Origin of the sequence: Actinoplanes oryzae (assembly GCF_030757795.1) — a bacterium.
Lineage (GTDB): Bacteria > Actinomycetota > Actinomycetes > Mycobacteriales > Micromonosporaceae > Actinoplanes.
Genome location: NZ_JAUQWH010000127.1, coordinates 1 through 25,835 on the forward strand (window position 1 = coordinate 1; position 25,835 = coordinate 25,835).

Consider the following 25,835-nt stretch of genomic DNA (forward strand, 5'->3'; position numbering starts at 1 on the left):
AGCAGCTTCGTTCTCGGCGCCACCCGCTACGCCAGCGCAGCACCACGGCCAGCCGCTCGTGCAGCCGCTCGGCCAGCACCCGCCCCGCGAACGCGGCGACGTCGACCCGATCGAGGGGATCGTCCTCGTACGTGCCGGTGACCTCCAGGTCCGGCGGCGGCTGCCGCACCGCCAGCGGCCGATGGTCCAGCCCGCCCGCGAGCCGATGCGCCAGCGCCCCGTCGAACCCGAACCGCGTCAGCACGTCCCCGGCCGGCAGCGCCGCGAACTCCCCCAGCGTCTTCACCCCGAGCCGGCGCAGCAGATCGGCCAGCTCCGGCCGCTCCAGCGCGTCGACGGTCCGGCCGGCCAGGAAGGCCCGGGCCCGCCCCGCCTCGACGATCACCCCGGCCCGCGCCGCCAGCCCCGCCGCGAAGACCCCCTCGGCGATCCCCACCTGGGCCTCCACCGAACACGCCTGCGCCACCTGCTCGACGATCCGCTCGGCGGCCGCCTCCTCGCCCCCGAAGTACCGGGCCGGCCCCCGCGCCGCCACCGCACAGGTCCCCGGCCGCACCACCTCCACACCGGCCGCGACCTCCTCGACCGCCGTCACCACCAGCTCGAACGCCCGGGCGTCCCGCCCCGCGTCGAACTCCACCACGGTCAGGCCGGGGCACCGGCTCTGCGCCTCCCGCCGCCGCAGCCCCTGCCGCACCCCCTCGGCCCGCGCGGCCTCCGAACACGCCACCACCCGGTTCGCCCGCAGCACCGCCACCGGCCCGTCCGCCCCGATCCCGTCCACCATCTCGGCGGCCACCACCGGCCAATCAGGACACCAGACCAGCAACGTCCGCGGGCCGCCCGCCCGTTCCGACCGGCCCGGCTCGCCGCTCCCCGTCCCGCCACCGGCCCCGCGCGCCGTCCCGCTCATGCCGGCTCCACCGTTTCCCCGTCGACCGAGGCGAGCCGGACCTTCGCCCGCAACGATTCCCACGCCGCCGCCGCCTCGAACGCCTCGCCGGACGCCGCGCCGACCTTCCCGACGGACACCGCATCGACCTTCCCGACGGGCGACGTGCCGACCTTCCCGACGGGCGACGTGCCGGGCGCCCCGGCGAGCTCTCCGCCGGATCTCACGACGGACGCCGGGGCGAGTTTCTCCTGCGACGCGGGCGCGATCACAGGCCGAGGCGCGGGCGAAATCACGGGCGAGATCACGGGCCGGGGGGCGGGCGAGATCACGGGCCGAGGGGCGGGCGGGATCGCGGGCCGAGGCGCGGCAGCCGGCATCCACAGCGTGAGCTCCTTGGGCCGCGCCGCCGCGCCCCGGCCCCGGGCCACCACCGTCACCGCCCGCCGCCGCAGCTGCCCGTGCCCCTCCCCGAGCCCCTCCCACTCGCCCCGTACGACCTGCAGGTTGACGTCGGCCCCGTCCCACCGCCCGTACGGCACGAGCACGCACCCCCGCTGCCGGGCCCGAGCCACCAGCCGCGTGGCAACGGTCGGCGCCACCTGCCCCGGCACGGCGAGCACCACCACGTCGACCCCGTCGATCAGCGCCCCCACCACCGTCGGCCACTCCGGCCCGGGGTTGGGCACCAGCGCCAGCCGCTCCAACGCGATCCCGCTCTCCGCCGCGGCCACCGCCCCCAGCTCCGGAACCCCCACCACGGCACACCACGACCCCGCCTCCGAAGCCGCCGCCAGCAGAGCCAGCAGCAGAGAAGTGTTCCCGACCGCCGACGGCGCCTGCAGCTCCCCACCGGTCCGAAGGGCCGGCCCGCGATGTCCCGCCGCCGGCTGCCCCGAACCCGCCCGCCGGCCGCGCCCCGGCTCGGCGGCCGGAAGCCCACGCCCCGACTCAGCGGCCGGAAGCCCACGCCCCGGCTCGGCCGCCGGGAATCCACGCCCCGGCTCGGCGACCGGGAATCCGCGCCTGGTTTCGAGGGCGGGGCTCGCCACGAGGCCGCCGGGAGCCGCGCCGATCGCCACGGTGCTTCCCCGCCGCAGTCCCCGGCCGGGCAGCAGCCCACCCAGCGCGGGCAGCACAGGCAGCGCCCGCTGTGCGCCTCCCTCACCGACCTCGTTCCCGCTCCGAACCAGCTCGGCAAGCGCCGTCGCACCGTTGATCATGCGTCCGGCCATCTCCCCGCCCCGCTTGTCCGCATCCACCCAAGTTGATCTTCATGGCCCCGCCGAACCGAGCCACGAAGCACCCGAGTCGCTCACCCGAAGGCAAAACCCACCACCGCCGCGGCGCCTCCACCACGGCCTCGTCCCAGCAGCACGCCAACCGAGCCACGGCACGGCAAGCCGAGCACCGCACGGCGGAACCGAGCCACGGCACCGAGCACCGCACGCGGAACCAGGCACGGCACACCGAGCACCGCACGGCGGAACCAGGCACGGCACGGCATGGCACACCGGGGGCGCGGCAGGAACCCAGCCGCGGGACGCGCGCCGGGTCAGGCGGCCTCGAGGGAGGCCGGCGTCCCGTCGAGCACGGGTTGGTGGGGCAGGCCGAGCGCCGACTGGACCTGGGCGACGAAGGTCTCGGCCGCGCGCAGCAGGTCGTCCGCCTCCCGGGTGGTGACCACGCGGGGGATGCCCGCCTCGGCCGCCGCGCGCTTGGTCGCGCCCAGGGCGAAGTGGGTGGCCCAGTCGCCGAACTCGGGCGCCACGAGGACCAGCAGTGACCAGACGCTGGTGACCTGGTTGCGCCGGGTGGGGGCGGCCGGGCGGGCCCGCGAGGCGAGGACCGCCGCCGCGGCGCGCAGGGCGGCGAGGTGGGCGGCCGCGTAGCGCAGGCCGTCGGGCCGGGTGCGCGCCGCCTCGGCCAGCCCCGCGTGCGCGATGGCGAGCAGCTGTGCGGGCGTCCGGTTGGGCAGCAGATTGGCCGGCACCGTGGGCAGCGACTGCATCCCCGCCGTCGGCGCATGGGCCAGCCCCGCCACCGGCCCGGCAGGCCGCTCGGCACCGGGCCGCTCGGCATCAGAGCGCTCGGCAACGGGCCGCTCGACACCCGACCGCTCGGCAACGGGCCGCTCGGCAACGGGCCGCTCGGGGGTGGACTGGCTCGGGACGGGACGCTCGGCCAGACGCGGGGCTTGACGCTCGGCGACCGCCCGGACGGCGGCGCGCTCGGGGGCGGGGCGGGCGGCGGCGGGACGCTCCGGGTCCCACTGGCCCGGCTCCCAGAGGGCGGGCTCCTGCGGGCCGAAGCCGCGCAGCCCGGAGCCGCGGCCACTCACCGCCCGGACCGGCACCCGCTCACCAGCCGCCCGGGCGGCACGCTCACTCGCCGGGCGGTCAGCGCGATCACCAGCCTGCCGGGCGGCGCGGTCGCTCGCGGGACGGACGGCGCGCTCACCAACCTGCCGGGCGGCGCGGTCGCTCACGGGACGGGCGGGGACATGGCTGCTCGTGGAGCGGGCCGGGATGTCCGTGTCCGGGGTGGGTTCGGGCCCGAGCGGGCCGAACCCCGGGAGGGGTTGTCTCGGTCCCGGTGCCGGGGTGCTCCCCATGGGTCTCTCCTCGCGTGTGTCGCATCCGACGTGCTGGTCGAACCGATCCGCTGCGGAGGAAGGCACAGCGGGGGTGCCGGCCGGGTGTGAAGCTTCCCCACACCACACCCGGCCGGACTTGGCCGGCGGGGCCGTCGCCCGCCGCCCGGGGGTCGGGGGCAGCGGACGACGGTCCTGCCTGGTGCGCCCGGAGCCGGAGCCCCGGGCTGCGCGATCCGGACCCGCGATTGTCCGGACCGGCGCGATCCGGACCCGCGAATGCCCGGACCGCCTCGGCCCGAAACCGGAGTTACCGGACCAACTGGCCGCATCCCGGAGGATCCGGCAGCCGCTGCCGGGCTCGCGACGCCCGGAGCGGCCCGGCCCGAAACCCTTCGACGACCCGGACCGGACCAGTCCGGGCTCGCGAGGCCTGGACCGGCACGGCCCGGACCCACGAGAATCCGGACCGGAGGGGTGGCCCGGACCGCGAAGCCGGACCCGGCACGGCACTTCGCGGGCGCCGCACCCGGGGCCGCGCGGCAAGCGCGGCTCCCCCTCGCCCGACCGGCTCGCCCGGCCGCCCCGGCGACCGCCCGGCCGGAGCCGGAGTCGATCACCATGGAACAACCGTTCGAACCAATCGAACACTCGTTCTAACTACCGACGAGACTAGCACTCCCCTCCGACAAAAAAGCAACGTCGGAGGCGGCAGGATGGGGGGACACCGGCGAGAGGACAGCAATGCGCACGATCGTGGTCACCGGCGCCGGCTCCGGCATCGGTCTCGAGGCCGCCCGGCAGCTCGCCGCCCTGGGCGACCAGGTCGTCGTCGTGGGGCGCAACCCCCGCCGCCTCGGCGCCGCCATGGCGCGCATCCGTGCCGCCGCGCAGGGGCCCGAGCCCGGCGAGGCGCGGGCCGACCTCGAGTCGTTCGCCGAGGTGCGCCGCCTGGCCGAGCACCTGCTCACGGCGTACGGGAAAATCGATGTCCTGGCCAACAACGCCGGCGGGATGGTGCCGCACCACCGCCGGACCACGGACGGCTTCGAGGCGACCCTGCAGGGCAACCACCTCGGCCCCTTCCTCCTGGCCTCCCTGCTGCGCGAGCGGGTGAGCCGCATCGTCACCACCGCCTCGGACGCCCATCGCGGCGGCACCCTCGACCCGGACGATCCCCTCGGCAGGCGCAGCGACGGGAAGAAGTGGCGCTCCTGGCCCGCTTACGGCACCGCCAAGCAGGCCAACGTCCTCTTCGCCCGGGAGGCCGCCCGCCGCTGGCCGGACGTGCTGTCGGTCTCCTTCCACCCGGGCGTCGTCCGCTCGAACTTCGGCGCGGGCACGCTGACCAGGGCGTTCTGGGTTCTCGGGGCGCCGTTCCTGAAGAGCCCGGTCCAGGCGGGCGCGGAGCTGGCGCGGCTGGCGATCGCCCCGGCGGAGGAGCTGACGAACGGCGCTTACTACGTGGGGCGCAAAGAGACGGAACCGGCATCCCGGGCGAGCGATCCCGAGCTGGCGAAGCGGTTGTGGGAGGCGAGCGTCACCGCTGTGGAGACCGGCGGCGAGGACCCTCGATAACCGTTTCCGGCCGGGGCCGTGAACAACCCCACGCGCGCCTCCTAGCAGGGAAAACATCGATATAGCGTGACCGCCCATGAGCACTCTGCGGCCGCGCGCCGGGGTCACGCCGCGCTGGTGGCCCCGGGCGGCCCGCCTCGCCGGCGCCCTGAGCGTGCTCGCCGTCACCGCGCTCTGGTGGCACAACGAGGACCGCCGCCCCGGCCAGCTGGCCGGGCTGCTCTCGGCCGACCTGCTGCTGCTGCAGGTGCTGCTCATGGCGCGCATCCCGCTGGTCGAGCGGTCCTTCGGCCAGGACACCCTGGCCCGCTGGCACCGCTGGACCGGCTTCGCGTCGTTCCTGCTGCTGGTGGCGCACATCGTCCTGGCCACCGCCACGTACGCCGCCGCGGTGCTCGACCGGCCGGGCGTCCTGCTCGCCACGGCGGGCACGGCCGCCCTGGTGCTCGTCGTCGTCACGTCGGTCCGCCGGGCCCGCCGCCGGTTGCGCTACGAGCGCTGGCATCTGCTGCACCTGTACGCGTACCTGGGAATCGGTCTCGCCCTGCCCCACCTGCTGTGGACCGAACCGGACCCGGTCGCGCGCGCCTATTGGCAGGGTCTGTATCTCCTCGCCGCGGGCAGCGTGCTCGTCTTCCGGCTCGGCATGCCGCTCCTCCGCACGCTCCGCCACCGGCTCGTGGTCGACGAGGTCGTCCCGGAGGCGCACGGCCTGATGTCGGTGCACTTCCGCGGGCGGGAACTGGACCGCCTGCCCGTACGCGCGGGGCAGTTCTTCGTCTGGCGCTTCATGGACGGATCCGGCTGGTCGCGGGGCAACCCGTTCTCGCTGTCCGGCCCGCCGCACGGCGACCGGCTCCGGATCACCGTGAAGAGCCTCGGCGACGGCAGCGCCCGCGCGACCCGCCTGGCTCCGGGCACCCGCGTGCTGATCGAGGGCCCGTACGGCCGCCTCACCGCCGAGTCCTACCGCGGCGGCCCGGTGACCATGCTCGCGTGCGGCGTCGGCATCACCCCGCTGCTCGCCCTGCTCTGGGACCTCCCGTACGGCCACAACCAGGCCACCCTGATCTACCGCGCCCGCCACGCACACGAGGTGGCCTTCCTGGCGGAGATCGAGTGGCTCGCCGGGCGGCGGGGCGTGCGACTGGTCCCGCTGATCGGCCCGCGCGCGCGTCCGGGCTCATGGCTGCCCGCCGAGTACGCCGACTACTCCGACACGGCGGCCCTGCGCGCGCTCGCCCCGGACATCGCCGGCCACGACCTGTACGTGTGCGGCCCCGACGCCTGGACCGAGACGGTCCGCACGGCCGCCCGCGCCGCCGGGGTCCCCGCCGCCCGGATCCACCGCGAGCGCTTCAGCTGGTAGCCGCCGCCCGCAGCCGCCGCAGCACCTCGCCGAACCGTTCCCGTTCCCCGTCGGTCAGCGGATCGCCCAGCAGCCGCTGGGCCTCCCGCTCGAACACGTCCGTCGCCGCGTCGTACACCCGGCGGCCCTCGGCCGTCAGCTCGAGCACCGACGAGCGCCGGTTGCGCGGGTGCGGCCGGCGCACGCACCAGCCCTTGCGCTCGAGCCGGTCCACCGCCTGGCTGGCGCCGCCCACCGTGATGACCAGCCCGCTCGCGACCTCCTGCACCCGGCACTCGGGGGTCCGCTCGATGACACTCAGCACGTCGAAGCTGCCCATGCTCGCGTCGCACTCGCGGCGCAGGGCGGCGTCGATCGTGTTCCACAGCACGATCTCCAGGCGGATCAGGTCGTCGAAGAGCTCTCGCAGGCGCACCCGGTCACACTACATTGCCACTAAGGTTATTAGTGCTTAACATCGAGTCATGAGAGCAGTCCGATTCGACGAGTACGGCGACCGCGGCGTCCTTTACGTCGCCGACCTGCCCACCCCCGAGCCCGCCCCGGGCGAGGTCCTGGTCGAGGTGCGCGCCGCGGGCATCAACCCGGGCGAGATCCCGATCCGCACCGGCGCCTACCACGAGCGCTGGCCCGGCACCTTCCCGTCCGGCCAGGGCAGCGACCTGGCCGGCGTCGTCACCGCCCTGGGCGCCGGCGTCACCGGCCGGGCGATCGGCGACGAGGTGCTCGGCTGGTCGTGGCGCCGGTCCAGCCAGGCGACCCACGTCACCGTCCCGGCCGGCCAGCTCGTCGCCAAGCCGCCGGCCCTCGACTGGGTCACGGCCGGCGGTCTCTACGTGGTGGGCGTCACGGCGTACTCCGCGGTGCGTGCCATTGATCCGCGGCCCGGCGAGACGGTCGCCGTCTCGGCGGCGGCAGGCGGCGTCGGCACCCTGGTCGTGCAGCTCCTCGCCCGCCGTGGCGTCAATGTCCTCGCGATCGCGTCACCCGCCAATGACGCGTGGCTCAAGAGCAAGGGCGCCACCCCCGTCGCGTACGGCGAAGGCCTGCGCGACCGCCTGACCGCGGCCGCCCCGCGGGGCATCGACGCGTTCCTCGACCTCTTCGGGCCCGAGTACGTGCGCCTCGCCGTCGACCTGGGCGTCCCCCGCGACCGCATCAACACGATCATCGCCTTCGCCCTCGCCGCGGAGCTGGGCGTCAAGGCGGAGGGGAGCGAGGACGCCACCACCCCGGAGATCCTCGCCGAGATGGCCGCCCTCGTCGCCGACGGCAGCCTGGAGCTCCCGATCGCCGCGACCTATCCCCTGGACCAGGTCCGGGACGCCTTCGCCGAGCTCGAGCGGCGCCACACCCACGGCAAGATCGTCCTCATCCCCTGAGCAAAGCGTTCGCCCGCAGTCCGGGCAGCTGAGGCCGGCGCCTCAGGCCGGGACGTGCGTCCGCAGCCAGCGCAGCTGAGGCCGGCGCCTCAGGCCGGGACGTGCGTCCGCAGCCAGGGCAGGAGGACGGGCAGGACGACCGACGCGTGCAGGGCCCTCAGGTGGTCGGCGCCGGGCTCGAGGTGGACGGTCCAGCCGCGGCGCTCGAGTTCGGCGCGGTGGGCGGCCAGCGCCGGGCCGATGACGACCTCGGTGCCGCCCCAGCCCGGACCGTACGGGATGGAGTCCGCCGCGCCCGCGTAGGCCAGCCGCGGCACGTCGATCCGGTCCAGGGCCGCCCGCTCGTCGACGTCCCGCAGCGATTCGTAGAGGGTCACGAACTGGCCGGTCTGCTCGGGGCTCGCCGCGCTGCCGGCCGACTCCCAGTCGCCCGGGGTCACGTCGGCGGGCGCGGGGACCGGGTGCAGCGCCTGCTCGTGGGCGGCCCGGGTGACCTTCAGCATCGGCTCGTACGGGCCGCCGAGGGGCGGGAAGCCGCCCACCGCGAGGGCCGTCAGGCGGTCGGTGCGCTGGGCGAGCTGCAGGCCGGCGAGGCCGAGCCACGAATAGCCGTAGTACGCGAACCGGTCCACGCCCGCCTCGTCGGCCGCGGCCAGCAGGTCCGCCGCGAGCCGGGCACCGCTCAGCGGGCGCGGGCGGGCGAACACCTCCCGCTCGTAGTCGAAGGCCACCACTCGGTAGCCCGCCTCGGTCAGCGCCGCGGCGATGGTGCGGCCCGCCTCCGGGTCGCCGCCCCACTCCCGCACGGCCGCCGCCGTGGACTCGTCGGGCACACCGGTGTTCATGGGCAGCAGCACGACAGTCATGGAAACAGATTACACTGTAAGGACTATGGGACAAGACGACAGCGACGCTCAGGTACGGCGGCTGTGGCGGCACCGGGGCACGACGCTGCCCACGCCCCGGCGCGGGCCGCGGCAGCAGTTGAGCCTCGACGAGCTGCTGGACACCGCCGTGGCGCTCGCCGACTCCGGGGGGCTGGCGGCCGTCTCCACCCGGGCGGTCGCGGCGGCCTTCGGGAAGACGCCGATGGCCCTCTATCCGTACGTGGGGACCAAGGCCAATCTCCTGGAGCTCCTGCGCGACCACGTCTGCGCGCTCCCGGCCTGGCCGGATCCGGGCACGAGCGCGGCGGCCGACCTCGCGGCGTGGGGAACGGCCCTGTTCGACCTGTACGCGGCCCATCCCTGGCTGGCGGCGGAGTCGTGGGCGCGCACCGGCCGCGGCCCCAACGAGCGGGACTGGCTGGAGCGACTGCTCGGCATCCTGCACGCGTGGCACGTGCCGCCGGCGGGCCACGCCCCGATCGTCACTGTGTTCTATGCCACTGTGCGCGCCTGCGCCGAGACCGATGCCGACTACCGGCGGCTGGGCCCGGACGGCGCCGCCGAGTGGCTGGCGCACGCGAACGCGACCCGGCGGCAGATTCCGGACCTGGCCGAGCGCTATCCGCTGGCGGCGGCCCTGACCCCGGTGACCCCGAACTGGGCGGACAACCCGCGCGCCACGATCGCCCGCGCGGCCGCGCTGCTCACGGCGACGGAGGGGTGAACAGCGAGCCTGCCTAAGATGAAGCACCTGTGTCCCCGACCTCCCGGAGCATTCCGCATGGCCGCCGAGACCTCCGCGATACCCGGCTCCGACGCCACGGCGCCCCCGGCCGCGAAGATCCCGGCCGCCCGCAAGTCCCGGGACGAGGCGCCGGCGAAGGACCCTGTGGTGGACGATCCGCCGGTGGAGGATCCGGCTGAAGACAGCCCCGCCGCGGAGGATCCGGCGGAGGACAGCCCCGCCGCAGAGGACCCGGCCGAGGACAGCCCCGCCGAGGACAGCCCGGCCGCGGCGGAGCCCCCGCCGAAGCGGAAGCGGGCGTGGCGGCTGTGGCAGACCCTCGGCCTCACCCTTCCCCCCTTCGCGCTCACCCTGGCCGTGATGCTGGTCGGGATCGGCAACCGGCAGCTGTGGCGCGACGAGAACGCCACGTGGTGGGCCGCCACCCTCACGCTCGACGACCTGGACAAGCTCACCGACACCGTCGACGTGGTGCTGCGCCCCTACTACCTGCTGATGCACTGGTGGATCGGCGTGTACGGCGACTCGGAGACCGCGCTGCGCGTCCCGTCGGCGCTGTTCATGGCCCTGTCCGCCCCGGTGGTCGCGCTGATCGGGCGGCGCCTCTTCGAGCCGCGCGCCGGCTTGGCGGCGGGCCTGCTGGTCGCCGTGCTCCCGGTCGTCTCCCGGTACGGCCAGGAGGCCCGCCCGTACGCGATGGCCATGCTCGCCACGGTGACGGCGGTGTGGCTGCTGCTGCGGGCGCTGGAGCGGCCGACCGTGCTGCGCTGGTTCCCCTACGCCGTCGCGGTCGCGTGGATCGCCTGCAGTCACGTCGTCGCGCTGACCTCGCTGGCCGCGCACGTGCCGCTCGTGGTCGCCGCCCTCATCCGCCGGAAGAGAAGCGATCAGCGAGACGCCGGCCCCGACGAGCAGCCCGCCGAAGGTCGCCGGAAGTGGTTCCGCGGCACCGGACCGCGCCGGCCCCGGCTCCGGATCCTGATCGGCTGGCCCGTGGCGGTGCTGGCCGGGGTCGGCGCCATGGTTCCGCTCATCCTGGAGGGTCAGGGGCAGAACGGGCAGATCGCCTGGATCCCCGACACCACGTGGGAACGGGTGCGGGAGTTCCCGGGCGAGGTCTTCATGAGCCCGGGAGTGGCCGGCTTCGTCCTCGTGGCGGGGCTGATCGCGCTCGTCGGACTCGCCTCCCGGCGCCCGGGCACAGCACTCGCCCTCGCGCTGTGGACCGTGCTGCCGCCCGTCGCCGCGTACTACACGTTCCACGAGTTCCACTTCTTCTTCCCGCGGTACATGCTGTTCACCGTGCCCGCGTGGGTGCTGCTGGCGGCGTACGCGCTGACGAGGGTCGTGGGCAGCGACCCGGCGGCGCGGCTGTGGCGCCCGGTGACCGCGCAGCTGCTCGCGGCCGTGCTGGTGGCCGGCGGGGCGCTGACCTTCTTCGGCTGGCACCAGCAGGGCGAGCTGCGCAGCGACATGGTCGAGGACGAGATCGGCTACCGCGCCGCGGCGGCGTACATCGCCGAGCGCGACGAGCCGGGCGACGGCGTGGTCTACACCGGGTACGCGTTCCTGCACCGCGGCTTCCGCTACTACTGGCGGGATCTGCCGGTGGCGGACCAGCCGAGGGAGATCCTGGTCCAGCAGGCCGCCGGTGCGGAGTGGAACTGGGTGCACGATCCGTGCCTGGACACCGTGGCGTGCCTGGGCGAGACCCCGCGGATCTGGCTGATCTCGTCCGACCCGTCGGGCAAGCCGCTGTGGCCGCTGCCGCCGGGGCAGCAGGAGGCCATCGCCGAGCGGTACGAAGTGGTGACCACCACCACGTTCCACCGGCTCTGGGTGAGCGAGCTTGTCCGCCGGCCGGCTGGGTAGTCTCGGTCCATGATCCCCGCCCCGCCGCTGGTCACGCTGCACGTGTGGCGGCTGCCGCGGCGCACGGCCGGGCTGGCGTTCCCCCGCATGGCGATCGACCCGCCGCGGCTGCGCCGGCTGCCCGGCGTCCGCTTCGCCAAGCTGCTCGGCACGGGGACGGGCACCGGTTTCGGGCCGGGCGACGCCGACCTGACCCGGTTCGCCGCCGTGGTCTCGTGGGACACGCCCGGCGGCGGGGACCTCGGTGCCGTGGGCCGTGCCTGGGAGCGGCTCGCGGGCGGAAGCGAGGTCCGCGTCGACCTCACGCCGCTGGTGAGCCGCGGCCGCTGGTCCGGCGTGGCGCCCTTCGGCGAGCCGCACGGCAGGGCGACGGGCACCGTGCTCGCGCTGACCCGCGCCCGGCTGCGCCCGGCCAGGGCCCTGACCTTCTGGAAGGCGGTGCCACCGGTGGCCCGGGAGCTGCACGCCGCGCCCGGCCTGCTCGCCCGGTTCGGCATCGGCGAGGCGCCGGTCGGCTGGCAGGGCACGGTCAGTGTGTGGCGTGACGCGGCGGACCTGACGGCGTTCGCGTACCGTCAGCCGGAGCACCGTGCGGTGATCGCCCGGACGCCGGCCGCGCGCTGGTACGCCGAGGATCTGTTCGCCCGGTTCGCGGTGCGGGCCATTCACGGCGACAAGGCCGTGCTGAGCTGGCGGGAAGAAGGAGAGCGATGAGGCTCGTCCCCTGGCAGCCGGACGACATGCTCCGGCGGCTGGACGACGTGGTGAGCGTCTACGGCGAGGCGATGGGCTACCGTCCCGCGCTGCTGCAGACCCGCCGCGGCTACATCGGCGCGCACGTGCGCCGCGCGGGTTTCCGGGCCGTCGCCACCCTGACGGCCGAGGGGCAGCTGGCCGGCTTCGGCTACGGCTACACCTCGGGGCCCGGCCAGTGGTGGCACGACCAGGTGCGCGCCGCGCTCGGCGAGCCGGCCCGGCAGCGCTGGCTCAGCGACTGCTTCGAGGTGGTGGAGCTGCACGTGCGCCCGAGCGCGCAGGGTCACGGCATCGGCGCCCGCCAGCTGCGCGCGCTGCTGTCGATGGCCGGCGGCTCGACCGTGCTGCTGTCCACTCCCGAGGCGGACGAGCAGCTGTCCCGGGCCTGGCGGCTCTACCGGCGGTTCGGCTACGAGGACGTGCTGCGCCACTTCTACTTCCCCGGGGACGAGCGCGCGTTCGCGATCCTGGGCCGCTCGCTGCCGCTGACCGAGCGTGCGCCCGCCGAGGATGCTCCGGGCATTGTCGGCATCTAGCTCGTTGCCCGCGGCGGTTCTCCGCCGGCCGCGCGCCGGAGTCGCGCTCTGGGGGCTGCTCGGCGTCCTCGTCCTGGTCCAGATCTGCTACCCGCTCACCGCGGGCGAGGTCCGCGCCGGGTTCACCGTGGCGACGGTCCTCCTCGGGTACGTGCTCTCCGTCACGCACGCCGCGGTCTCCCGTGGCCTCCGGGCGGCGGGCGCCCTGGTCGCCACGGCGACGCTCGGCGGGTTCGCGGTCGAGGCGGTGGGCGTGGCCACCGGCTTCCCCTTCGGCACGTACGACTACTCGGGCGAGCTCGGCCCGAAGCTCCTCGGCGTCCCCCTGATCATCCCGCTCGCCTGGACGTGGATGGCCTGGCCGGCCTGGCTCGCCGCCGGTCGCGTCGCGGCCCGGGCGGTCCCGCGCGTGCTGCTGGCCGCCGCCGGGCTCGCCGCCTGGGACCTCTTCCTCGACCCGCAGATGGTCGCCGAGGACTACTGGACGTGGCACTCCCCCACGCCCGCGCTGCCCGGCGTCCCCGGCATCCCGATCGGCAACTATCTGGGCTGGCTCGGCTTCGCGCTGGTGCTCATGACCGTGCTGCGCGCCGCCCTGGGTCCCGCCGCCGAGCCGCGCCCCGCCGCGGACGCGCCGATGCTGGCGCTGTGGCTGTGGACGTACGCCTCCTCGGTGCTCGCCCACGCGGTCTTCCTGGGCCTGCCGTGGTCCGCCGTGTGGGGCGGCCTGCTCATGGGTGCCGTCGTGGTGCCCCTGCTCCGGAGGTTCCGGCGCCGATGATCTGGCCGGCTCTCCTGCCCTGGGTCGCGCTGACCGGCCACACCCTGGTGAACGCGCTGCTGTTACGCCGCGTGCCGCGCGCCACGGAGGTCACCGAACGTGTCGCCGTCCTGCTGCCGCTGCGTGACGAGGCCGCGCGCGTCACGCCGTGCCTCAAGGCCCTGCTCGGCCAGCGCGGAGTGTCCAGGATGGAGATCTACGTCCTCGACGACGGCTCCACCGACGGGACGGCCGAGGTGGTGACGTCCGTCGCGGGCTCCCGCGTCCGGCTGCTCACCGGCGCGCCGCTGCCCGCCGGGTGGCTCGGGAAGCCGCACGCCTGCGCGCAGCTCGCCGCCGCGGCCCGGGACAGCGACGTCCTGGTCTTCGTCGACGCGGACGTCGTCCTGGCACCCGACGCGGTGGCGGGAGCCGTCACGGCGCTGCGCTCGGCGGGCGTGACGCTGCTCTCCCCGTACCCGAGGATCGTCGGCGCCGGGCGGCTCGTGCAACCGCTGCTGCAGTGGTCGTGGCTCACCTTCCTGCCGGTGCGCGTCATGGAACGCTCCCCGCGCCCGTCACTCGCCGCCGCGGGCGGGCAGTGGCTGGTCACCGACCGCGCCGGCTACGAGCGGGCGGGCGGGCACGCCGCGGTCCGCGACGACGTGCTCGAGGACATCGGGCTGGCCCGGGCGGTCAAGCGCGCCGGCGGCCGCATCGCGCTCGCGGACGGGTCACGGACCGCGGTCTGCCGCATGTACGACACATGGGGCGAGCTGGCCGACGGCTACGGCAAGTCGCTGTGGGCGTCGTTCGGATCACCCTTCGGCGCGGCGTCCGTCGTGGTCCTGCTCCTCGTCCTGTACGCCCTCCCGCCCGTCGCCGCCGCGGTGTTCGCCGCCGCCGGCTGGGCTTCCGGGGCGGCGGTGGCGCTGACGGCGTACCTGATCGGGGTGCTGGGAAGGGTGATCGCCGCGGCCGCGACCGGCGGGCGGACCTGGCCCGACCCGCTGGCGCAGCCGTTGTCGATCGTGCTGTTCGCGGGTCTCGTCGTGCGCTCGTTCGCACGGCGCCGGCGCGGGCAGCTGAGCTGGCGAGGGAGAGCAGTATGAGCCGGGTCATCGTCATCGGTGCGGGCGTCGGCGGGCTGGCCGCGGCGGTCCGGCTCGCGGCCGCCGGGCACGACGTCACCGTGTTCGAGCAGGCCGCCGTCGCCGGGGGCAAGCTCGCCCAGTACGAGCGGGAGGGCTTCCGCTTCGACACCGGGCCGAGCCTGCTGACCCTGCCACAGGTCTTCGCCGACCTCGGGCTGAAGCTGGACCTCCAGCCGCTCGACCCGGTCGTCCGCCACGTGTTCCCGGACGGCAGCGTGCTCGACTCATCCTCCGACCCGGCCGTCTTCCGGGCCCGCATCGCCGACGCGTTCGGACCGCACGCCGCGCGGGACTGGGCACGCTTCTGGCACCGGGCGGAACGCATCTGGGGCGCGTCCTGGGACTCCGTGCTGCGCCGCGAGGTGTCCCCCGCCACCCTGGCCCGGCTCTCGTGGCGCGTGCCCGACCTGCTCGCCATCGCGCCGGGGCGGTCGCTGCGCGCGCTCGGCCGCCGCCACCTCGGCGACTGGCGCCTGCGCATGCTGCTCGACCGGTACGCCACGTACACCGGCACCGACCCGCGCCGGGCCCCCGCCGCGCTGGCCGCCGTCCCGTACGCGGAACTGGCCTTCGGGGGCTGGTATCTGCCCGGCGGGCTCACATCGCTGGCGGACGCGCTGGTCGACCGGGCCACCGCCCTCGGGGTGCGCCTGGTCCTCGGCACGCCGGTCGCTCGCGTCGAGGCCGGCCGCGCCGTCACCGGCGTCACGCTCGGCGACGGCACGTTCGTCCCCGCGGACGTGGTGGTGTCCGATGTGGACGCCGCGACGCTCTACCGGGACCTGCTGCCCACCCCATCCCGGCTCGCGCGGCTGAGCGACCGCAGCCTGGCCGGCTTCGTGCTGCTGCTGGGCGTCGAGGGCGCGACGCCTTCGCTGGCCCACCACACCGTGTTCTTCCCGCGCGACTACAACGCGGAGTTCGACGCCGTCTTCGGCGATCCGGGGCGCGGCCGGCGCGCCCGCCCTCCGGCGGACCCGGCGATCTTCGTCACCCGTGCCGTCGACCCCACCGTGCACCCGGCCGGCGACGAGGCATGGTTCGTGCTGGTCAACGCCCCCCGGCACGGCACCGCCGCCGACGCGGTCGACTGGTCCCGGCCGGGCCTGGCGAGCGCCTACGCCACGCACATTCTGGACATTCTGGCGGCTCGGGGCGTCGACGTGCGCGACCGGCTGCGCTTCCTGGAGACCCGCACCCCCCGCGACCTGGCGGCGGCGACACGGGCCCCGGGCGGGGCGATCTACGGCACGGCCGGCGGCCTGCTCCGCCCGGCCAACCGCGGCCCGGTGCGCGGGCTGCACCTGGTCGGCGGGTCGGCGCACCCCGGCGGCGGCCTCCCGATGGTGACCCTGTCCGCCCAGATCGTCGCGGACACCGTGGGATGACAGCCTCCTCTATGCTGCTTCCACGTTGATCGATCCCGCCGGCGACCCCGCGGATCGCGCAGTGAGCAGCTAGGAGTTCACCCGTGCCCGACGGCCCGCCTTCCGTCCCGCCCCCGCCGCCCTCGCCGTCCCCGGCCGCGCCCTCCTCCCCACCACCCTCCGCCGCGCCCTCCTCCCCGCCTTCCTCCGCCGCGCCTTCATCCGAGCCGCCCTCCTCCGCCGCGCCGCTTTCCTCCGCGCCGCCCTCCTCCGCCGCGCCGTCCTCCGCGCCGCCTTCCGCCGCGCCGCCCTCCTCCTCCGCGCCGCCCTCCTCCTCGCCGCCTGCGGATCCTTGGCTGGGTGATCCGACGGTTCTGCACCTCACGCCGCCGCCTCCGCCCCCTCCTCCCGCCGCCGGCCCGGGGGCGCCCGGGTCGACCGGCAATCCGGTGCGCATCGGCCGCGGGCCTCGCCGCCTCTCGCGCAAGCTGGTGACCACGTACTTCGCGGGCGGGCTGGCGCTGCTGCTCCTCGGGGCGGTGGCCGTCGTCTACCTGACCTACCGGGCGTACGGGCAGGACGCCACCATCACGGCATCGAACGACGGCCTCCCCGCCGTCTCGGCCTCCCCCGCCGCCTCCCCCCGGCCCGGTCAGTCCAAGGAGCCCGAAGAGTCCGAAGAGCCCCAGGAGTCCGCGGAGTCCGAGCAGTCCGAGCCGCTCCGGGCCCGGTTCGGCCCGCAGAAGCTGCGCGACGGCCAGTCGTTCATCATGCGCGGCGAGGGCGACGCCCGGTTCCAGATCACGCTCAAGGCGGGCAAGTTCCACAAGGGAGGCTGCGGCAACTACGGCGTCAAGCCGGCGAACGGCGGCTACCTCCCGGTCAAGCTCACCCTCAAGGTCCTCGAGGGCGAGCCCGAGGTCAGCGAGTACTCGTTCCGCTTCCAGAAGGCCGACGGCACCTGGCTCAACTCGGTCGGCGGCAGCGGCTGCGACGCCGACGACTACCTGGGCTTCTTCCGCCGCCAGTCGGTCGGCCGCACCTACACTTCCACGGTCGTCTACGACGTCCCCGGCCGCAAGGGCGAGATCGTCTACGTCCCCCTGATGGACGTCGCCGCCGAGTGGAAACTCACCTGACCCGAGCGTCCACCATAGACCACATCCCGCCGGATGGCGTCCTGGTCGTCCCCCGACTCGATCCCACCGCCGGGCAGCGACCTCTGTACAGCCCGCGCCAGCCCGAGGATCCGCCGCCGACCGGAACGGCACCGGCGAGCGTGCCCCACCACGAGGGTCGTGCCGGCTCGACCCGCTCCTTGCGCCGGATGCCGGCGCCGCGGCCGCGAGTGGGCACCCGGTCGCCTGGCCGCCGGTCGCGCTTCATGGTGCGCGTATTCATATCTGCGGCGCGGATGGAACGGCCCGGCGCCGAAAGCACGGGAAACGGCCCGGAACCGAAGCACGGGAAACGGCCCGGCAGCGGAAGCATGGGAAACGGCCCGGCGCCGAAAGCACGGGGAACGGCCCGGCAGCGAGAGCATGAGAAACGGCCCGGAACCGAAGCTCCGGGCCGTCCCTCAGGCGATGCTCAGCGCTTGCGCAGCGCCTTGCGGTAGTCGCTGTTGAGGCGGCCGATCAGGTTGAGCGGGATGCCCTTCGGGCAGACCGAGGTGCACTCGCCCATGTTGGTGCAGCCGCCGAAGCCCAGCTCGTCCTGGGTCTCCAGCATGTTGATCACGCGGCTGTCGCGCTCGGGCTGGCCCTGCGGCATGAGGCCCAGGTGGGCGACCTTGGCCGCGGTGAAGAGCATCGACGAGCCGTTCGGGCAGGCGGCCACGCAGGCGCCGCAGCCGATGCAGGTCGCGGCCTCGAAGGCGGCGTCGGCGTCGGGCTTGGGGACCGGGGTGGCGTGGGCCTCGGGGGCCGTGCCGGTGGGGGCGGTGATGTAGCCGCCGGCCGCGATGATCTTGTCGAAGGCGCCGCGGTTGACGACCAGGTCCTTGATCACCGGGAAGGGCGAGGCGCGCCAGGGCTCGACGTCGATGACGTCGCCGTCGGAGAAATGCCGCATGTGGAGCTGGCAGGTGGTGGTGGCGCGCTCCGGGCCGTGGGCGATGCCGTTGATCATCATGCCGCACATGCCGCAGATGCCCTCGCGGCAGTCGTGGTCGAAGGCGATCGGGTCGTCGCCGTCGAGGATCAGCTTCTCGTTGAGGACGTCGAGCATCTCGAGGAAGCTGGCGTCGGGGCTGATGTCCTTGACGTCGTAGGTGACCATGCGACCGGAATCGGAAGGGCCGGACTGGCGCCACACCCGTACTTGGATGTCCATTACTTGTAGCTCCGGGTGCTCGGGTGGACGTATTCGAAGTCGAGCTTTTCCTTGCGCAGGGTGGGCTTCTGGCCCGTGCCGCCGAACTCCCACGCCCCGACATAGCTGAACTCGTCGTCGTGGCGCAGGGCCTCGCCGTCGGGGGTCTGGCTCTCGGCGCGGAAGTGGCCGCCGGCCGACTCGGCGCGGTGCAGGGCGTCGATGCACATGAGCTCGCCCAGCTCGAGGAAGTCGGCGACGCGGCCGGCCTTCTCGAGGTTCTGGTTGAGCTGCTCGCCGGTGCCGGGCACCTTGACGCGCGTCCAGAACTCGTCGCGCAGGGCGCGGATGAGGTCGATGGCCTTGGTGAGGCCCTCCTCGGTGCGCTCCATGCCGCAGTACTCCCACATGATGTGGCCGAGCTCGCGGTGGAACGAGTCCACGGTCCGGTCGCCGTTGATCGACAGCAGCTTGGTGATCCGCTCCTCGACCGCGGTGCGGGCGGCGACGACCTCCTCGTGGGTCTCGGAGATCTTCTCGTACGGCCCCGACGCCAGATAGTTGGCGAGCGTGTGCGGCAGCACGAAGTAGCCGTCCGCCAGCCCCTGCATCAGCGCGCTGGCGCCGAGGCGGTTGGCGCCGTGGTCGGAGAAGTTCGCCTCGCCGATGACGAAGAGGCCCGGGATCGTCGACTGCAGGTCGTAGTCGACCCAGAGCCCGCCCATCGTGTAGTGCACGGCGGGGTAGATGCGCATCGGCGTCTCGTACGGGTCCTCGCCGGTGATGCGCTGGTACATCTCGAAGAGGTTGCCGTACTTCGCCTCGACGGCCTTGCGCCCGAGCCGGCTGATCGCGTCGGCGAAGTCGAGGTAGACGCCGAGGCCGCCCGGGCCCACGCCGCGTCCCTCGTCACAGACGTTCTTGGCCGCCCGCGACGCGATGTCACGCGGGACCAGGTTGCCGAAGGACGGATAAATCCGCTCAAGGTAGTAGTCGCGCTCTTCCTCCGGGATGTCCGAAGCGGCGCGGTTGTCCCCCTGCGCCTTCGGCACCCACACCCGGCCGTCGTTCCGGAGCGACTCGCTCATCAGCGTGAGCTTGCTCTGGTGCGTGCCGGACTCGGGGATGCACGTCGGGTGGATCTGCGTGTAGCACGGGTTGGCGAAGAGCGCGCCCTTGCGGTGCGCCCGCCACGTCGCCGTGACGTTGCAGCCCTTGGCGTTGGTCGACAGGAAGAACACGTTGCCGTAGCCGCCGGAGGCCAGCACGACCGCGTCGGCCAGGTCGGTGGTGATCTCGCCGGTGACCATGTCGCGGACCACGATGCCGCGGGCCTTGCCGTCGACGACGATCAGCTCCAGCATCTCGTGACGCGGGAACATCTCGATGTTGCCGAGGCCGATCTGCCGCTCCATCGCCTGGTAGGCGCCGAGCAGCAGCTGCTGACCCGTTTGCCCCCGGGCGTAGAAGGTGCGGGACACCTGGGTGCCGCCGAACGAGCGGTTGTCGAGCAGGCCGCCGTACTCGCGGGCGAACGGGACGCCCTGCGCGACGCACTGGTCGATGATGTTCACGCTGACCTGGGCGAGACGGTAGACGTTGGACTCGCGGGCCCGGAAGTCGCCGCCCTTGACCGTGTCGTAGAACAGCCGGTAGATCGAGTCGCCGTCGTTGCGGTAGTTCTTGGCGGCGTTGATGCCGCCTTGGGCGGCGATGGAGTGCGCGCGGCGGGGGCTGTCCTGGTAGCAGTAGGACCGCACCTTGTAGCCGGCCTCCGCGAGCGTCGCCGCCGCCGAGCCGCCGGCCAGGCCGGTGCCCACGACGATGACGCTGAGCTTGCGGCGGTTCGCCGGGTTGACCAGCTTCGCGCCGAACTTGCGGCGGTCCCAGCGGGTCTCGATCGGGCCGTCCGGGGCGGCCTTGTCCTCGATCGGGTCGCCTTCGTTCCAGAGCGAGGTCATGTCAGTCCACCAATCCGATCAGTACGGCGAACGGCACCGAGAGGTAGCCGACGACCAGGACCACCGCGAGCACCAGGGCCACGGTCCGGCCGATGAGCTGGCCGCGGGCGGTCTGCTGACCCAGGGTGCGGAAGGCGCTCCACAGCCCGTGCCGCAGGTGGAAGCCCACGGCCACGATGGACAGCGTGTAGAAGAGCGTCACGTACCAGCGGCCGGGCGCGAAGTCGGCGGCCACGTTGGCGTACGGCTGGCCGGGGGCGCCGTTCGGGTTCAGCGTGCCGGTCGTGAGGTCCAGGATGTGGTAGATCACGAACAGCAGGATGATCACGCCGCCCCAGCGCATCGTGCGGGCCGCGTAGCTGCCCTGCACCTTGGGCCGGTGGGCGTAGCGCACCGGGCGGGCCCTGCGGGCGCGGCGGGCCAGGATCGTGGCCGCGACGATGTGCCCGACCACGGCGACCGTGAGCACGAAGCGCTGGATCCACAGGTACCAGTCCTGCGGCAGCAGCGGCGTGCCGATCGTGCGCAGCCAGTGCGCGTAGTGGTCGAAGGTCTCGGCGCCGAAGAAGATCTTCAGGTTGCCGATCATGTGCACATAGAGGAAGGCCACCAGCAGCAGGCCGGTGACTGCCATGAAGATCTTCAGCGCGACCGAGGAGCGTGCTCCCCGGGGCTTCGTCTTCCCCGTGTCGACCTTCTGCCGCACGGGAGTCTGGGTGTTTACCGCCACACTTCAGACGGTAGGCACGCGTGCTCGATTCGTCTAATGCATGATCGGCGCAGTAATCATAGACGTAGGCTATAACCATGCAGCTGCAGCAACTTCGCTACTTCCTCGCAGTGGAAGAATCCCGGCATTTCACCCAAGCGGCTGACATCCTGGGCGTCTCTCAGCCGACTCTCAGTAAGCAAATTCACAGCCTCGAGACAACGCTCGGCGCGCCGCTCTTCGAACGCGCCCGCAACGCCGTCGTCCTCACCGCCGCCGGCGAGACGCTGCTCCCCCTCGCCCGCCGCATGGTCGCCGACGCGAACGCCGCCCGCGACGCCATCCAGGAGATCGTCGGCCTCCGCCGCGGCCGTGTCCGCCTCGGCGCCACACCCAGCCTGTGCTCCTCGCTGGTCCCGGCCGTCTTCCGCCGCTTCCGCGCCGAGCACCCCGACGTCGAGCTGCACGTCAACGAGGGCAGCTCCCAGGACATGATCACCCACCTCCTGGCCCGCGACCTCGACCTCGCCCTCATCGTCGAGCCCGCCGACCACGGCGTCGACCCCGCCCTCCGCTCCACCCCGGTGCTCCGCGAGAGCCTGGTCATCGCGTCCGTCGAGCCCATGCGGCACGAGTACGTGTCCCTCTCCGAGCTGCGCGACACCCCGATGGTGATGTTCCGCCCCGGCTACGACCTGCGCGACGCCACCCTCGAGGCCTGCCGCCAGGCCGGCTTCACCCCCCGCTTCGCCGTCGAGGGCGGCGAGATGGACGCGGTCCTGGCCTTCGTCGAGGCCGGCCTCGGCGTCGCCCTGGTCCCCAGCATGGTCCTGGTCAACCGCCCCCTCCTGCGCGCCACCCCCCTGGAACCGCCGGGCATGCGCCGCACGATCGCCCTCGCCCACCGCCGCCGCGCGACGCTCCCGCACGCGGCACTCGCCCTGCGGGCGACCTTGCTCGACCACGTCGCCCACGGCGAGCTTCCGTTCGGCGTCCAGGCGGCGTAGCCGCTTCTGGATGTGCGGCTGTGCGAACACGTGCGGCTTTTTATGAATACGCGCGGCCCGAAGCTCGACTGGCGGCCCGGCGACCACGTGCCCACTCCAGGCCGCAGCGCCCGCATCCGGCGCAAGGAGCGGCTCGAGCCGGCACGCCCCCGGTGGTGGGGCACGCCGGCCGATCCGGTCACGCTTCCCGGCGCCCCGTCACGTGCGCAGCGACCCGGTGCTCTGCCCAGTCCGCCGACGCGGCCGGCCCGGCGCGCACGCCGGGCAGCAGGACCGGCACGGCGCGCACGCCGGGCAGCAGGACCGGCACGGCGCGCACGCCGGGCAGCGACGCCGGCATCGGCGACAACGGCCAGGGCGGCGCCAACCTGCCGCGGCTGGACTTCAGCGCCCAGCGCGCGGCCGCCCGATCAGTCGCGCAGCGAGCCGGTGCGAGGGCCGCTGGTGTCGACGGCGATGCAGGTGACGCCGCGGTCGGAGGACCAGGTGTCGCGCAGCGGGTGGAGGTAGTAGATCTCGATCGCCGGGTCGTCCTCGCTGGTGTACGCGCTGTAGCGGCTGTCGCACCCCTCGAACGCCAGGTCCTCGACCTCCGCGTCGCCCGGGAAGGCGCCCGCGGGCAGCGTGTAGGTGGCGAAGACCTCGCCCTCGTGCGGCAGGCTGCACGCGACCTTGGGCAGGTCGTAGACGCGGTCGGTGCTGCCCGTGACGGTCTTGAGGCAGTCGCCCTTGACGAGGTCCTGCACGTCCGTGCTGCCGGCGACGGTGCTCGTGGCGGCGGGGAGCGGGGAGAAGGCGGACGCGTCGTCGTCCGAGGTGTCGGCCAGGGCACCGATGATGCCGGCCAGGACGGCGATCAGGACCCAGGCGCCGGCCGCCGCCATGCCGCCGATGGCCAGGCCGCGGCCCTTCTGCCCGGACTTCTTGATCTGGGACAGCGCGACGGCGCCGAAGATGACGGCGAACAGCAGCCCGCCGACGATGCCGAAGATCAGGGCGGCGATGGCGAACCCGTTGGTACCCGGCTTCGGCTGCGGCGGCATCCCCGCGTAGGCGTACGGCCCCGGGTACCCCGGACCGCCCGGATACCCGGCACCCCCGCCGTAGCCCGGGGCCCCGGAGTAAGCCGGCGGATAGGACGAAGGCGCCGGCCCATAAGCCGGCGCACCCGAAGCCGGAGCACCCGAAGCCGGAGCCGAAAAACCGGGCTGCGCGGAGAACCCAGGCTGCGCCGAGAAATCAGGCTGCGCGGAGAAACCAGGCTGCGCGGAGAAACCAGGCTGCGCGGAGAAACCAGGCGGCGGGTAGGAGCCCGGCGGCGGGTAAGAACCAGGCGGCGGGTACGCAGCAGCCGGCGGATAGCCCGTCGTGGCATCCGGATAGGCCGGCGCCGCCGGGAAGCCGGACGGGTCCGAAGCCGGAGCGGCAGCCGGCGGGTAGGAACCATAGGGGTCGGCGGGCGGCGGCACGGGCGGGTACGAGGGGTCCGACGGGCCGGGCGCGGGGTGCTGGTCGCTCACCAGCGGAATCTAGCGATCCCGAGGAGTTTTCGCGGTCCCGCCCAGGTATCGAACAAGTTGCAAACCGCCGGTCAGCTCCCGCCCTGCCCGCCGATGCCCGCGTAGTAGAACGAGGTCAGCAGCTCGATCGCCTCGTCGTCCGCGACGCCGGAGGCCTGCCATTGCGCCGCCGTCGCCGTCATGAGCGTGGTGAAGATCTCCGCCAGCCGGAGCGGGTCGCCCGGCAGCGCCAGCCCGCCCTGCCGCGCCCGCACCAGATGCTCCGCCATGTGCTGCAGGTCCGGCTCGGTCAGCTCCTGCAGCCGCGCGGCGACGGCGGGGTCGACGGTCGCGGCCTGCCGCAGCGCGTCGAGCACCACCCGGTGGCGCCGGGAGGCGTGCCAGAAGGAAGCGACGTGGAACCGCACCGCCTCGCGCGAGCTGAAGTCGTCGCTGTGCTCCGCCGAGCCGGCCGACGCGTCGCCGGCGGCCAGCAGGTCGGCGAGCAGCGCCTCGAGCAGCGCCTCCTTGTTGGGGAAGTGCGAGTAGAACGATCCGGCCGCCCGCCCGGCCTCGGCGGTGATGTCCGTGATCTTGGTGTTGAGGTAGCCCAGCCGGCCGAAGACGCGCACCGCCGCGGCCTTGAGCTCCGCCCCGGTCCGCTCGGCCTGCTGCCGTCGCACCCCCGTCGCCACCCGCACCTCCTGACGCAGCGCTTGACGCCGATTATCCCCGCGCCCTACGGTGAATCCAAATTCAGTGAATTTTAGTTCAGCCAAAGGAGCGAGGGAAGCCATGACCGTCCTCATCGCCGGAGCCGGCCCCACCGGCCTCACGACCGCCATCGAGCTGCAGCGCCGCGGCGTCCCGCACCGGATCGTCGAGGCGTCGCCACACCCGTTCGAGGGCTCCCGCGGCAAGGGCCTGCAGCCGCGCACGCTCGAGGTGTTCGACGACCTCGGCGTGCTCGGCCGCTTCCTGGACGCGGGCGCCCTCTACCCGCCGCTGCGCATCCACCGCCCCGGGGGTGAGCTCGTCGACTGGCGCATGGACGAGGTGCACGAGCCGACGCCCGCGGTCCCCTATCCGAACGGCTGGATGGTCCCGCAGTGGCGCACCGGCGAGCTGCTCGCCGAGCACCTGACCACCCTCGGCGGCCGCATCGAGTACGGCACGGCGGTCACCGGCCTGCGGGGCACCACGGCCGAGCTGAGCACCGGCGAGACGGTCGAGGCGAGCTACGTCGTCGGCGCGGACGGCGGGCGCAGCACGATCCGCCGGCTGCTCGGCGTGGGGTTCGCCGGCGAGACGTACGACACCCACACCATGTTCATCGCGGACGTCCGCCTGACCGGGCTGCCCCGCGACGCCTGGCACGTGTGGCCCGGCCCGGACGGGCGTACTCAGCAATTGGCTCTGTGTCCTCTGCCCGGCACCGACGTGTGGCAGTTGTTCGCGCCGCTCGCCACGTCCGAGGCGGAGATGCGCGCCGTCGTCGCCCGCGAAGCGCCCGAGGTCACGCTGACGCATGTCGGCTGGACGTCGCAGTTCCGCGCGAACATCCGCATGGTCGACCGCTACCGGGTCGGGAACGTCTTCCTGGCCGGTGACGCCGCGCACGTCCACTCCCCCGCCGGCGGGCAGGGCCTCAACACGGGCATCCAGGACGCGTACAACCTCGGCTGGAAGCTGGCCACCGGCAACGACGCGCTGCTCGACACCTATGAGGCCGAGCGGCTCCCGATCGCCGCGCACGTGCTCGGGATCAGCACCAAGCTGCACCACCGCCAGTTCGCGCCGCCCGAGGAGGCGATGCGCCGCGACGACCCGGTGCTGCGCCAGCTCGGTCTCGGCTATCGCGGCGGCCCGCTGGCGGCGGAGCACCGCACGAACCCCGGCGAGCTGCGCGCGGGGGATCGCGCGCCGGACGCCCCGATCCACGAGGGTGCCCCCGTACGCATCTTCGACGCCCTCCGCGGCCCCCACTGGACGCTGCTCTGCTTCGACATCCCCGCGCCCGCGCTGCCCGGAGACGTGCACGTGGTCGACATCGGCAGGACCAGCGTCCACGCGTACGCGAGCTACGACGTCACCGCCCCGACGCTCGTCCTCGTCCGCCCGGACAACTACATCGGCTGCGTCACGCACGATCCGGCTGACGTGACGGCGTACCTGAAAGACGTCGGGCTGCCCACACCGTGACCCCGCAGAGCGCCGCCCCGATCGCCAGGCCGGGGCGGCCGCCCAGCGCGACCAGCGCGGAGCCGAGCGGGTTCGCGAGCACGATGGGCCCGAACATGATCGTGTTCGCGGTCGCCGACGCCCGGCCGAGCAAGGGCCCGGGCACCTGCGTCTGCACAGCCGTCACCGCGGCGATCAATGTCCAGGGCAGCGCGCCGTTCAGCACGGCACCCGCCACGACCACCGGTGTCCACGGCAGACACTTGAGCAGCAG

At 74.0% G+C, this 25,835-nt stretch carries 23 protein-coding genes and 2 pseudogenes; 13 read left to right on the forward strand and 12 right to left on the reverse strand.

Translation table 11 applies throughout. From position 1 onward, the window contains the following. The 3 genes and pseudogenes from RBH18_RS31525 to RBH18_RS31535 all read right to left on the reverse strand — a co-directional run. A partial coding sequence (locus RBH18_RS31525; protein ID WP_306214129.1) for a DNA polymerase Y family protein occupies window positions 1-787 on the reverse strand: 787 nt, incomplete at its 3' end. 362 nt (window positions 788-1,149) lie between these two features. Next, window positions 1,150-1,824, reverse strand: a pseudogene (locus tag RBH18_RS31530) (hypothetical protein); the annotation flags it as partial. 623 nt (window positions 1,825-2,447) lie between these two features. After that, the gene (locus RBH18_RS31535; protein WP_306214130.1) at window positions 2,448-2,903 is read right to left on the reverse strand and encodes an SAV_6107 family HEPN domain-containing protein; all 456 of its coding nucleotides are present in this window, start codon (window positions 2,901-2,903) and stop codon (window positions 2,448-2,450) included. A 1,326-nt stretch (window positions 2,904-4,229) separates the two neighbouring features. Between RBH18_RS31535 and RBH18_RS31540 the strand changes: the two genes are divergently transcribed. After that, window positions 4,230-5,063, forward strand: a complete 834-nt coding sequence (locus RBH18_RS31540) for an SDR family NAD(P)-dependent oxidoreductase (protein WP_306214111.1) — start codon at window positions 4,230-4,232, stop codon at window positions 5,061-5,063. A gap of 76 nt (window positions 5,064-5,139) precedes the next feature. Then, window positions 5,140-6,432 carry a ferredoxin reductase family protein gene (locus RBH18_RS31545; RefSeq protein WP_306214112.1) on the forward strand — a complete coding sequence of 431 codons (1,293 nt, stop codon included), beginning with the start codon at window positions 5,140-5,142 and terminating at the stop codon, window positions 6,430-6,432. Here RBH18_RS31545 and RBH18_RS31550 read toward each other — a convergent pair. Continuing rightward, window positions 6,422-6,847 carry a MarR family winged helix-turn-helix transcriptional regulator gene (locus RBH18_RS31550; protein WP_306214113.1) on the reverse strand — a complete coding sequence of 142 codons (426 nt, stop codon included), beginning with the start codon at window positions 6,845-6,847 and terminating at the stop codon, window positions 6,422-6,424. The two genes, RBH18_RS31545 and RBH18_RS31550, sit on opposite strands and share 11 nt — an antisense overlap. Window positions 6,848-6,896: 49 nt before the next feature. Between RBH18_RS31550 and RBH18_RS31555 the strand changes: the two genes are divergently transcribed. Next, window positions 6,897-7,814 carry an NADP-dependent oxidoreductase gene (locus RBH18_RS31555; protein ID WP_306214114.1) on the forward strand — a complete coding sequence of 306 codons (918 nt, stop codon included), beginning with the start codon at window positions 6,897-6,899 and terminating at the stop codon, window positions 7,812-7,814. 89 nt (window positions 7,815-7,903) lie between these two features. Here RBH18_RS31555 and RBH18_RS31560 read toward each other — a convergent pair whose 3' ends face one another. Then, complete coding sequence (locus RBH18_RS31560) at window positions 7,904-8,680, reverse strand: alpha/beta fold hydrolase (RefSeq protein WP_306214115.1); 777 nt, start codon at window positions 8,678-8,680, stop codon at window positions 7,904-7,906. A gap of 25 nt (window positions 8,681-8,705) precedes the next feature. Here RBH18_RS31560 and RBH18_RS31565 point away from each other — a divergent pair, with 25 nt between their 5' ends. The 8 genes from RBH18_RS31565 to RBH18_RS31600 all read left to right on the forward strand — a co-directional run bounded on the left by RBH18_RS31565 (window position 8,706) and on the right by RBH18_RS31600 (window position 17,030). After that, window positions 8,706-9,425 (forward strand): TetR/AcrR family transcriptional regulator, encoded by a 720-nt coding sequence (locus tag RBH18_RS31565; RefSeq protein ID WP_306214116.1) that lies wholly within the window; start codon window positions 8,706-8,708, stop codon window positions 9,423-9,425. 57 nt (window positions 9,426-9,482) lie between these two features. Further along, on the forward strand, window positions 9,483-11,318 hold the full coding sequence (locus tag RBH18_RS31570) for a glycosyltransferase family 39 protein (protein ID WP_306214117.1): 1,836 nt from the start codon (window positions 9,483-9,485) through the stop codon (window positions 11,316-11,318). A 9-nt stretch (window positions 11,319-11,327) separates the two neighbouring features. Beyond that, window positions 11,328-12,032, forward strand: a complete 705-nt coding sequence (locus tag RBH18_RS31575) for a monooxygenase (RefSeq protein WP_306214118.1) — start codon at window positions 11,328-11,330, stop codon at window positions 12,030-12,032. After that, complete coding sequence (locus RBH18_RS31580) at window positions 12,029-12,610, forward strand: GNAT family N-acetyltransferase (protein ID WP_306214119.1); 582 nt, start codon at window positions 12,029-12,031, stop codon at window positions 12,608-12,610. Before RBH18_RS31575 ends, RBH18_RS31580 begins: the two co-directional genes overlap by 4 nt. After that, a complete protein-coding gene (locus tag RBH18_RS31585; protein ID WP_372339021.1) occupies window positions 12,597-13,391 on the forward strand; it encodes a carotenoid biosynthesis protein in 795 nt (264 codons plus the stop codon). Before RBH18_RS31580 ends, RBH18_RS31585 begins: the two co-directional genes overlap by 14 nt. Beyond that, on the forward strand, window positions 13,388-14,482 hold the full coding sequence (locus RBH18_RS31590) for a glycosyltransferase (RefSeq protein WP_306214120.1): 1,095 nt from the start codon (window positions 13,388-13,390) through the stop codon (window positions 14,480-14,482). The genes RBH18_RS31585 and RBH18_RS31590 overlap by 4 nt, the downstream gene beginning before the upstream one ends. Then, complete coding sequence (locus RBH18_RS31595; protein WP_306214121.1) at window positions 14,479-15,912, forward strand: phytoene desaturase family protein; 1,434 nt, start codon at window positions 14,479-14,481, stop codon at window positions 15,910-15,912. The genes RBH18_RS31590 and RBH18_RS31595 overlap by 4 nt, the downstream gene beginning before the upstream one ends. Before the next feature lie 428 nt (window positions 15,913-16,340). Continuing rightward, a complete protein-coding gene (locus tag RBH18_RS31600) occupies window positions 16,341-17,030 on the forward strand; it encodes a hypothetical protein (protein WP_306214122.1) in 690 nt (229 codons plus the stop codon). 451 nt (window positions 17,031-17,481) lie between these two features. Here the strand turns inward: RBH18_RS31600 and RBH18_RS31605 are convergent, their stop codons facing one another. Genes RBH18_RS31605 through RBH18_RS31615 form a run of 3 tightly spaced genes read right to left on the reverse strand, consistent with a single transcriptional unit; the run spans window position 17,482 to window position 20,811 of the window. After that, window positions 17,482-18,225 (reverse strand): succinate dehydrogenase/fumarate reductase iron-sulfur subunit, encoded by a 744-nt coding sequence (locus tag RBH18_RS31605; protein WP_306214123.1) that lies wholly within the window; start codon window positions 18,223-18,225, stop codon window positions 17,482-17,484. After that, complete coding sequence (locus tag RBH18_RS31610; protein WP_306214124.1) at window positions 18,225-20,165, reverse strand: fumarate reductase/succinate dehydrogenase flavoprotein subunit; 1,941 nt, start codon at window positions 20,163-20,165, stop codon at window positions 18,225-18,227. The genes RBH18_RS31605 and RBH18_RS31610 overlap by 1 nt, the downstream gene beginning before the upstream one ends. Before the next feature lies 1 nt (window position 20,166). Then, window positions 20,167-20,811, reverse strand: coding sequence for a succinate dehydrogenase cytochrome b subunit (locus RBH18_RS31615; protein WP_306214132.1), 645 nt, complete (start codon window positions 20,809-20,811; stop codon window positions 20,167-20,169). Window positions 20,812-20,966: 155 nt separating this feature from the next. Here RBH18_RS31615 and RBH18_RS31620 point away from each other — a divergent pair, with 155 nt between their 5' ends. Further along, window positions 20,967-21,881, forward strand: coding sequence for a LysR family transcriptional regulator (locus tag RBH18_RS31620; protein WP_306214133.1), 915 nt, complete (start codon window positions 20,967-20,969; stop codon window positions 21,879-21,881). A 178-nt stretch (window positions 21,882-22,059) separates the two neighbouring features. Here RBH18_RS31620 and RBH18_RS31625 read toward each other — a convergent pair whose 3' ends face one another. The 3 genes from RBH18_RS31625 to RBH18_RS31635 all read right to left on the reverse strand — a co-directional run bounded on the left by RBH18_RS31625 (window position 22,060) and on the right by RBH18_RS31635 (window position 24,075). Further along, complete coding sequence (locus tag RBH18_RS31625; protein WP_306214125.1) at window positions 22,060-22,221, reverse strand: hypothetical protein; 162 nt, start codon at window positions 22,219-22,221, stop codon at window positions 22,060-22,062. A 70-nt stretch (window positions 22,222-22,291) separates the two neighbouring features. After that, entirely contained in the window at window positions 22,292-22,924 is a 633-nt protein-coding gene (locus RBH18_RS31630) for a DUF4190 domain-containing protein (protein ID WP_306214126.1), read from the reverse strand. 548 nt (window positions 22,925-23,472) lie between these two features. Further along, complete coding sequence (locus RBH18_RS31635; protein ID WP_306214127.1) at window positions 23,473-24,075, reverse strand: TetR/AcrR family transcriptional regulator; 603 nt, start codon at window positions 24,073-24,075, stop codon at window positions 23,473-23,475. A 100-nt stretch (window positions 24,076-24,175) separates the two neighbouring features. On the opposite strand from RBH18_RS31635, the gene RBH18_RS31640 reads away from it, so the two are divergent. After that, a complete protein-coding gene (locus tag RBH18_RS31640) occupies window positions 24,176-25,582 on the forward strand; it encodes an FAD-dependent monooxygenase (RefSeq protein WP_306214128.1) in 1,407 nt (468 codons plus the stop codon). Here the strand turns inward: RBH18_RS31640 and RBH18_RS31645 are convergent. Then, window positions 25,521-25,835 (reverse strand): annotated as a pseudogene (locus RBH18_RS31645) (MFS transporter); the annotation flags it as partial. The gene RBH18_RS31640 and the pseudogene RBH18_RS31645 sit on opposite strands and share 62 nt — an antisense overlap.

Coding starts and splice junctions, on each gene's coding strand:
- RBH18_RS31535 (WP_306214130.1), bottom strand. CDS start 2,903: ATGCAGTCGCTGCCCACGGTGCCGGCCAATCTGCTGCCCAACCGGACG.
- RBH18_RS31540 (WP_306214111.1), top strand. CDS start 4,230: ATGCGCACGATCGTGGTCACCGGCGCCGGCTCCGGCATCGGTCTCGAG.
- RBH18_RS31545 (WP_306214112.1), top strand. CDS start 5,140: ATGAGCACTCTGCGGCCGCGCGCCGGGGTCACGCCGCGCTGGTGGCCC.
- RBH18_RS31555 (WP_306214114.1), top strand. CDS start 6,897: ATGAGAGCAGTCCGATTCGACGAGTACGGCGACCGCGGCGTCCTTTAC.
- RBH18_RS31560 (WP_306214115.1), bottom strand. CDS start 8,680: ATGACTGTCGTGCTGCTGCCCATGAACACCGGTGTGCCCGACGAGTCC.
- RBH18_RS31565 (WP_306214116.1), top strand. CDS start 8,706: ATGGGACAAGACGACAGCGACGCTCAGGTACGGCGGCTGTGGCGGCAC.
- RBH18_RS31570 (WP_306214117.1), top strand. CDS start 9,483: ATGGCCGCCGAGACCTCCGCGATACCCGGCTCCGACGCCACGGCGCCC.
- RBH18_RS31575 (WP_306214118.1), top strand. CDS start 11,328: ATGATCCCCGCCCCGCCGCTGGTCACGCTGCACGTGTGGCGGCTGCCG.
- RBH18_RS31580 (WP_306214119.1), top strand. CDS start 12,029: ATGAGGCTCGTCCCCTGGCAGCCGGACGACATGCTCCGGCGGCTGGAC.
- RBH18_RS31590 (WP_306214120.1), top strand. CDS start 13,388: ATGATCTGGCCGGCTCTCCTGCCCTGGGTCGCGCTGACCGGCCACACC.
- RBH18_RS31595 (WP_306214121.1), top strand. CDS start 14,479: ATGAGCCGGGTCATCGTCATCGGTGCGGGCGTCGGCGGGCTGGCCGCG.
- RBH18_RS31605 (WP_306214123.1), bottom strand. CDS start 18,225: ATGGACATCCAAGTACGGGTGTGGCGCCAGTCCGGCCCTTCCGATTCC.
- RBH18_RS31610 (WP_306214124.1), bottom strand. CDS start 20,165: ATGACCTCGCTCTGGAACGAAGGCGACCCGATCGAGGACAAGGCCGCC.
- RBH18_RS31625 (WP_306214125.1), bottom strand. CDS start 22,221: ATGCCGGCGTCGCTGCCCGGCGTGCGCGCCGTGCCGGTCCTGCTGCCC.
- RBH18_RS31630 (WP_306214126.1), bottom strand. CDS start 22,924: ATGCCGCCGCAGCCGAAGCCGGGTACCAACGGGTTCGCCATCGCCGCC.
- RBH18_RS31640 (WP_306214128.1), top strand. CDS start 24,176: ATGACCGTCCTCATCGCCGGAGCCGGCCCCACCGGCCTCACGACCGCC.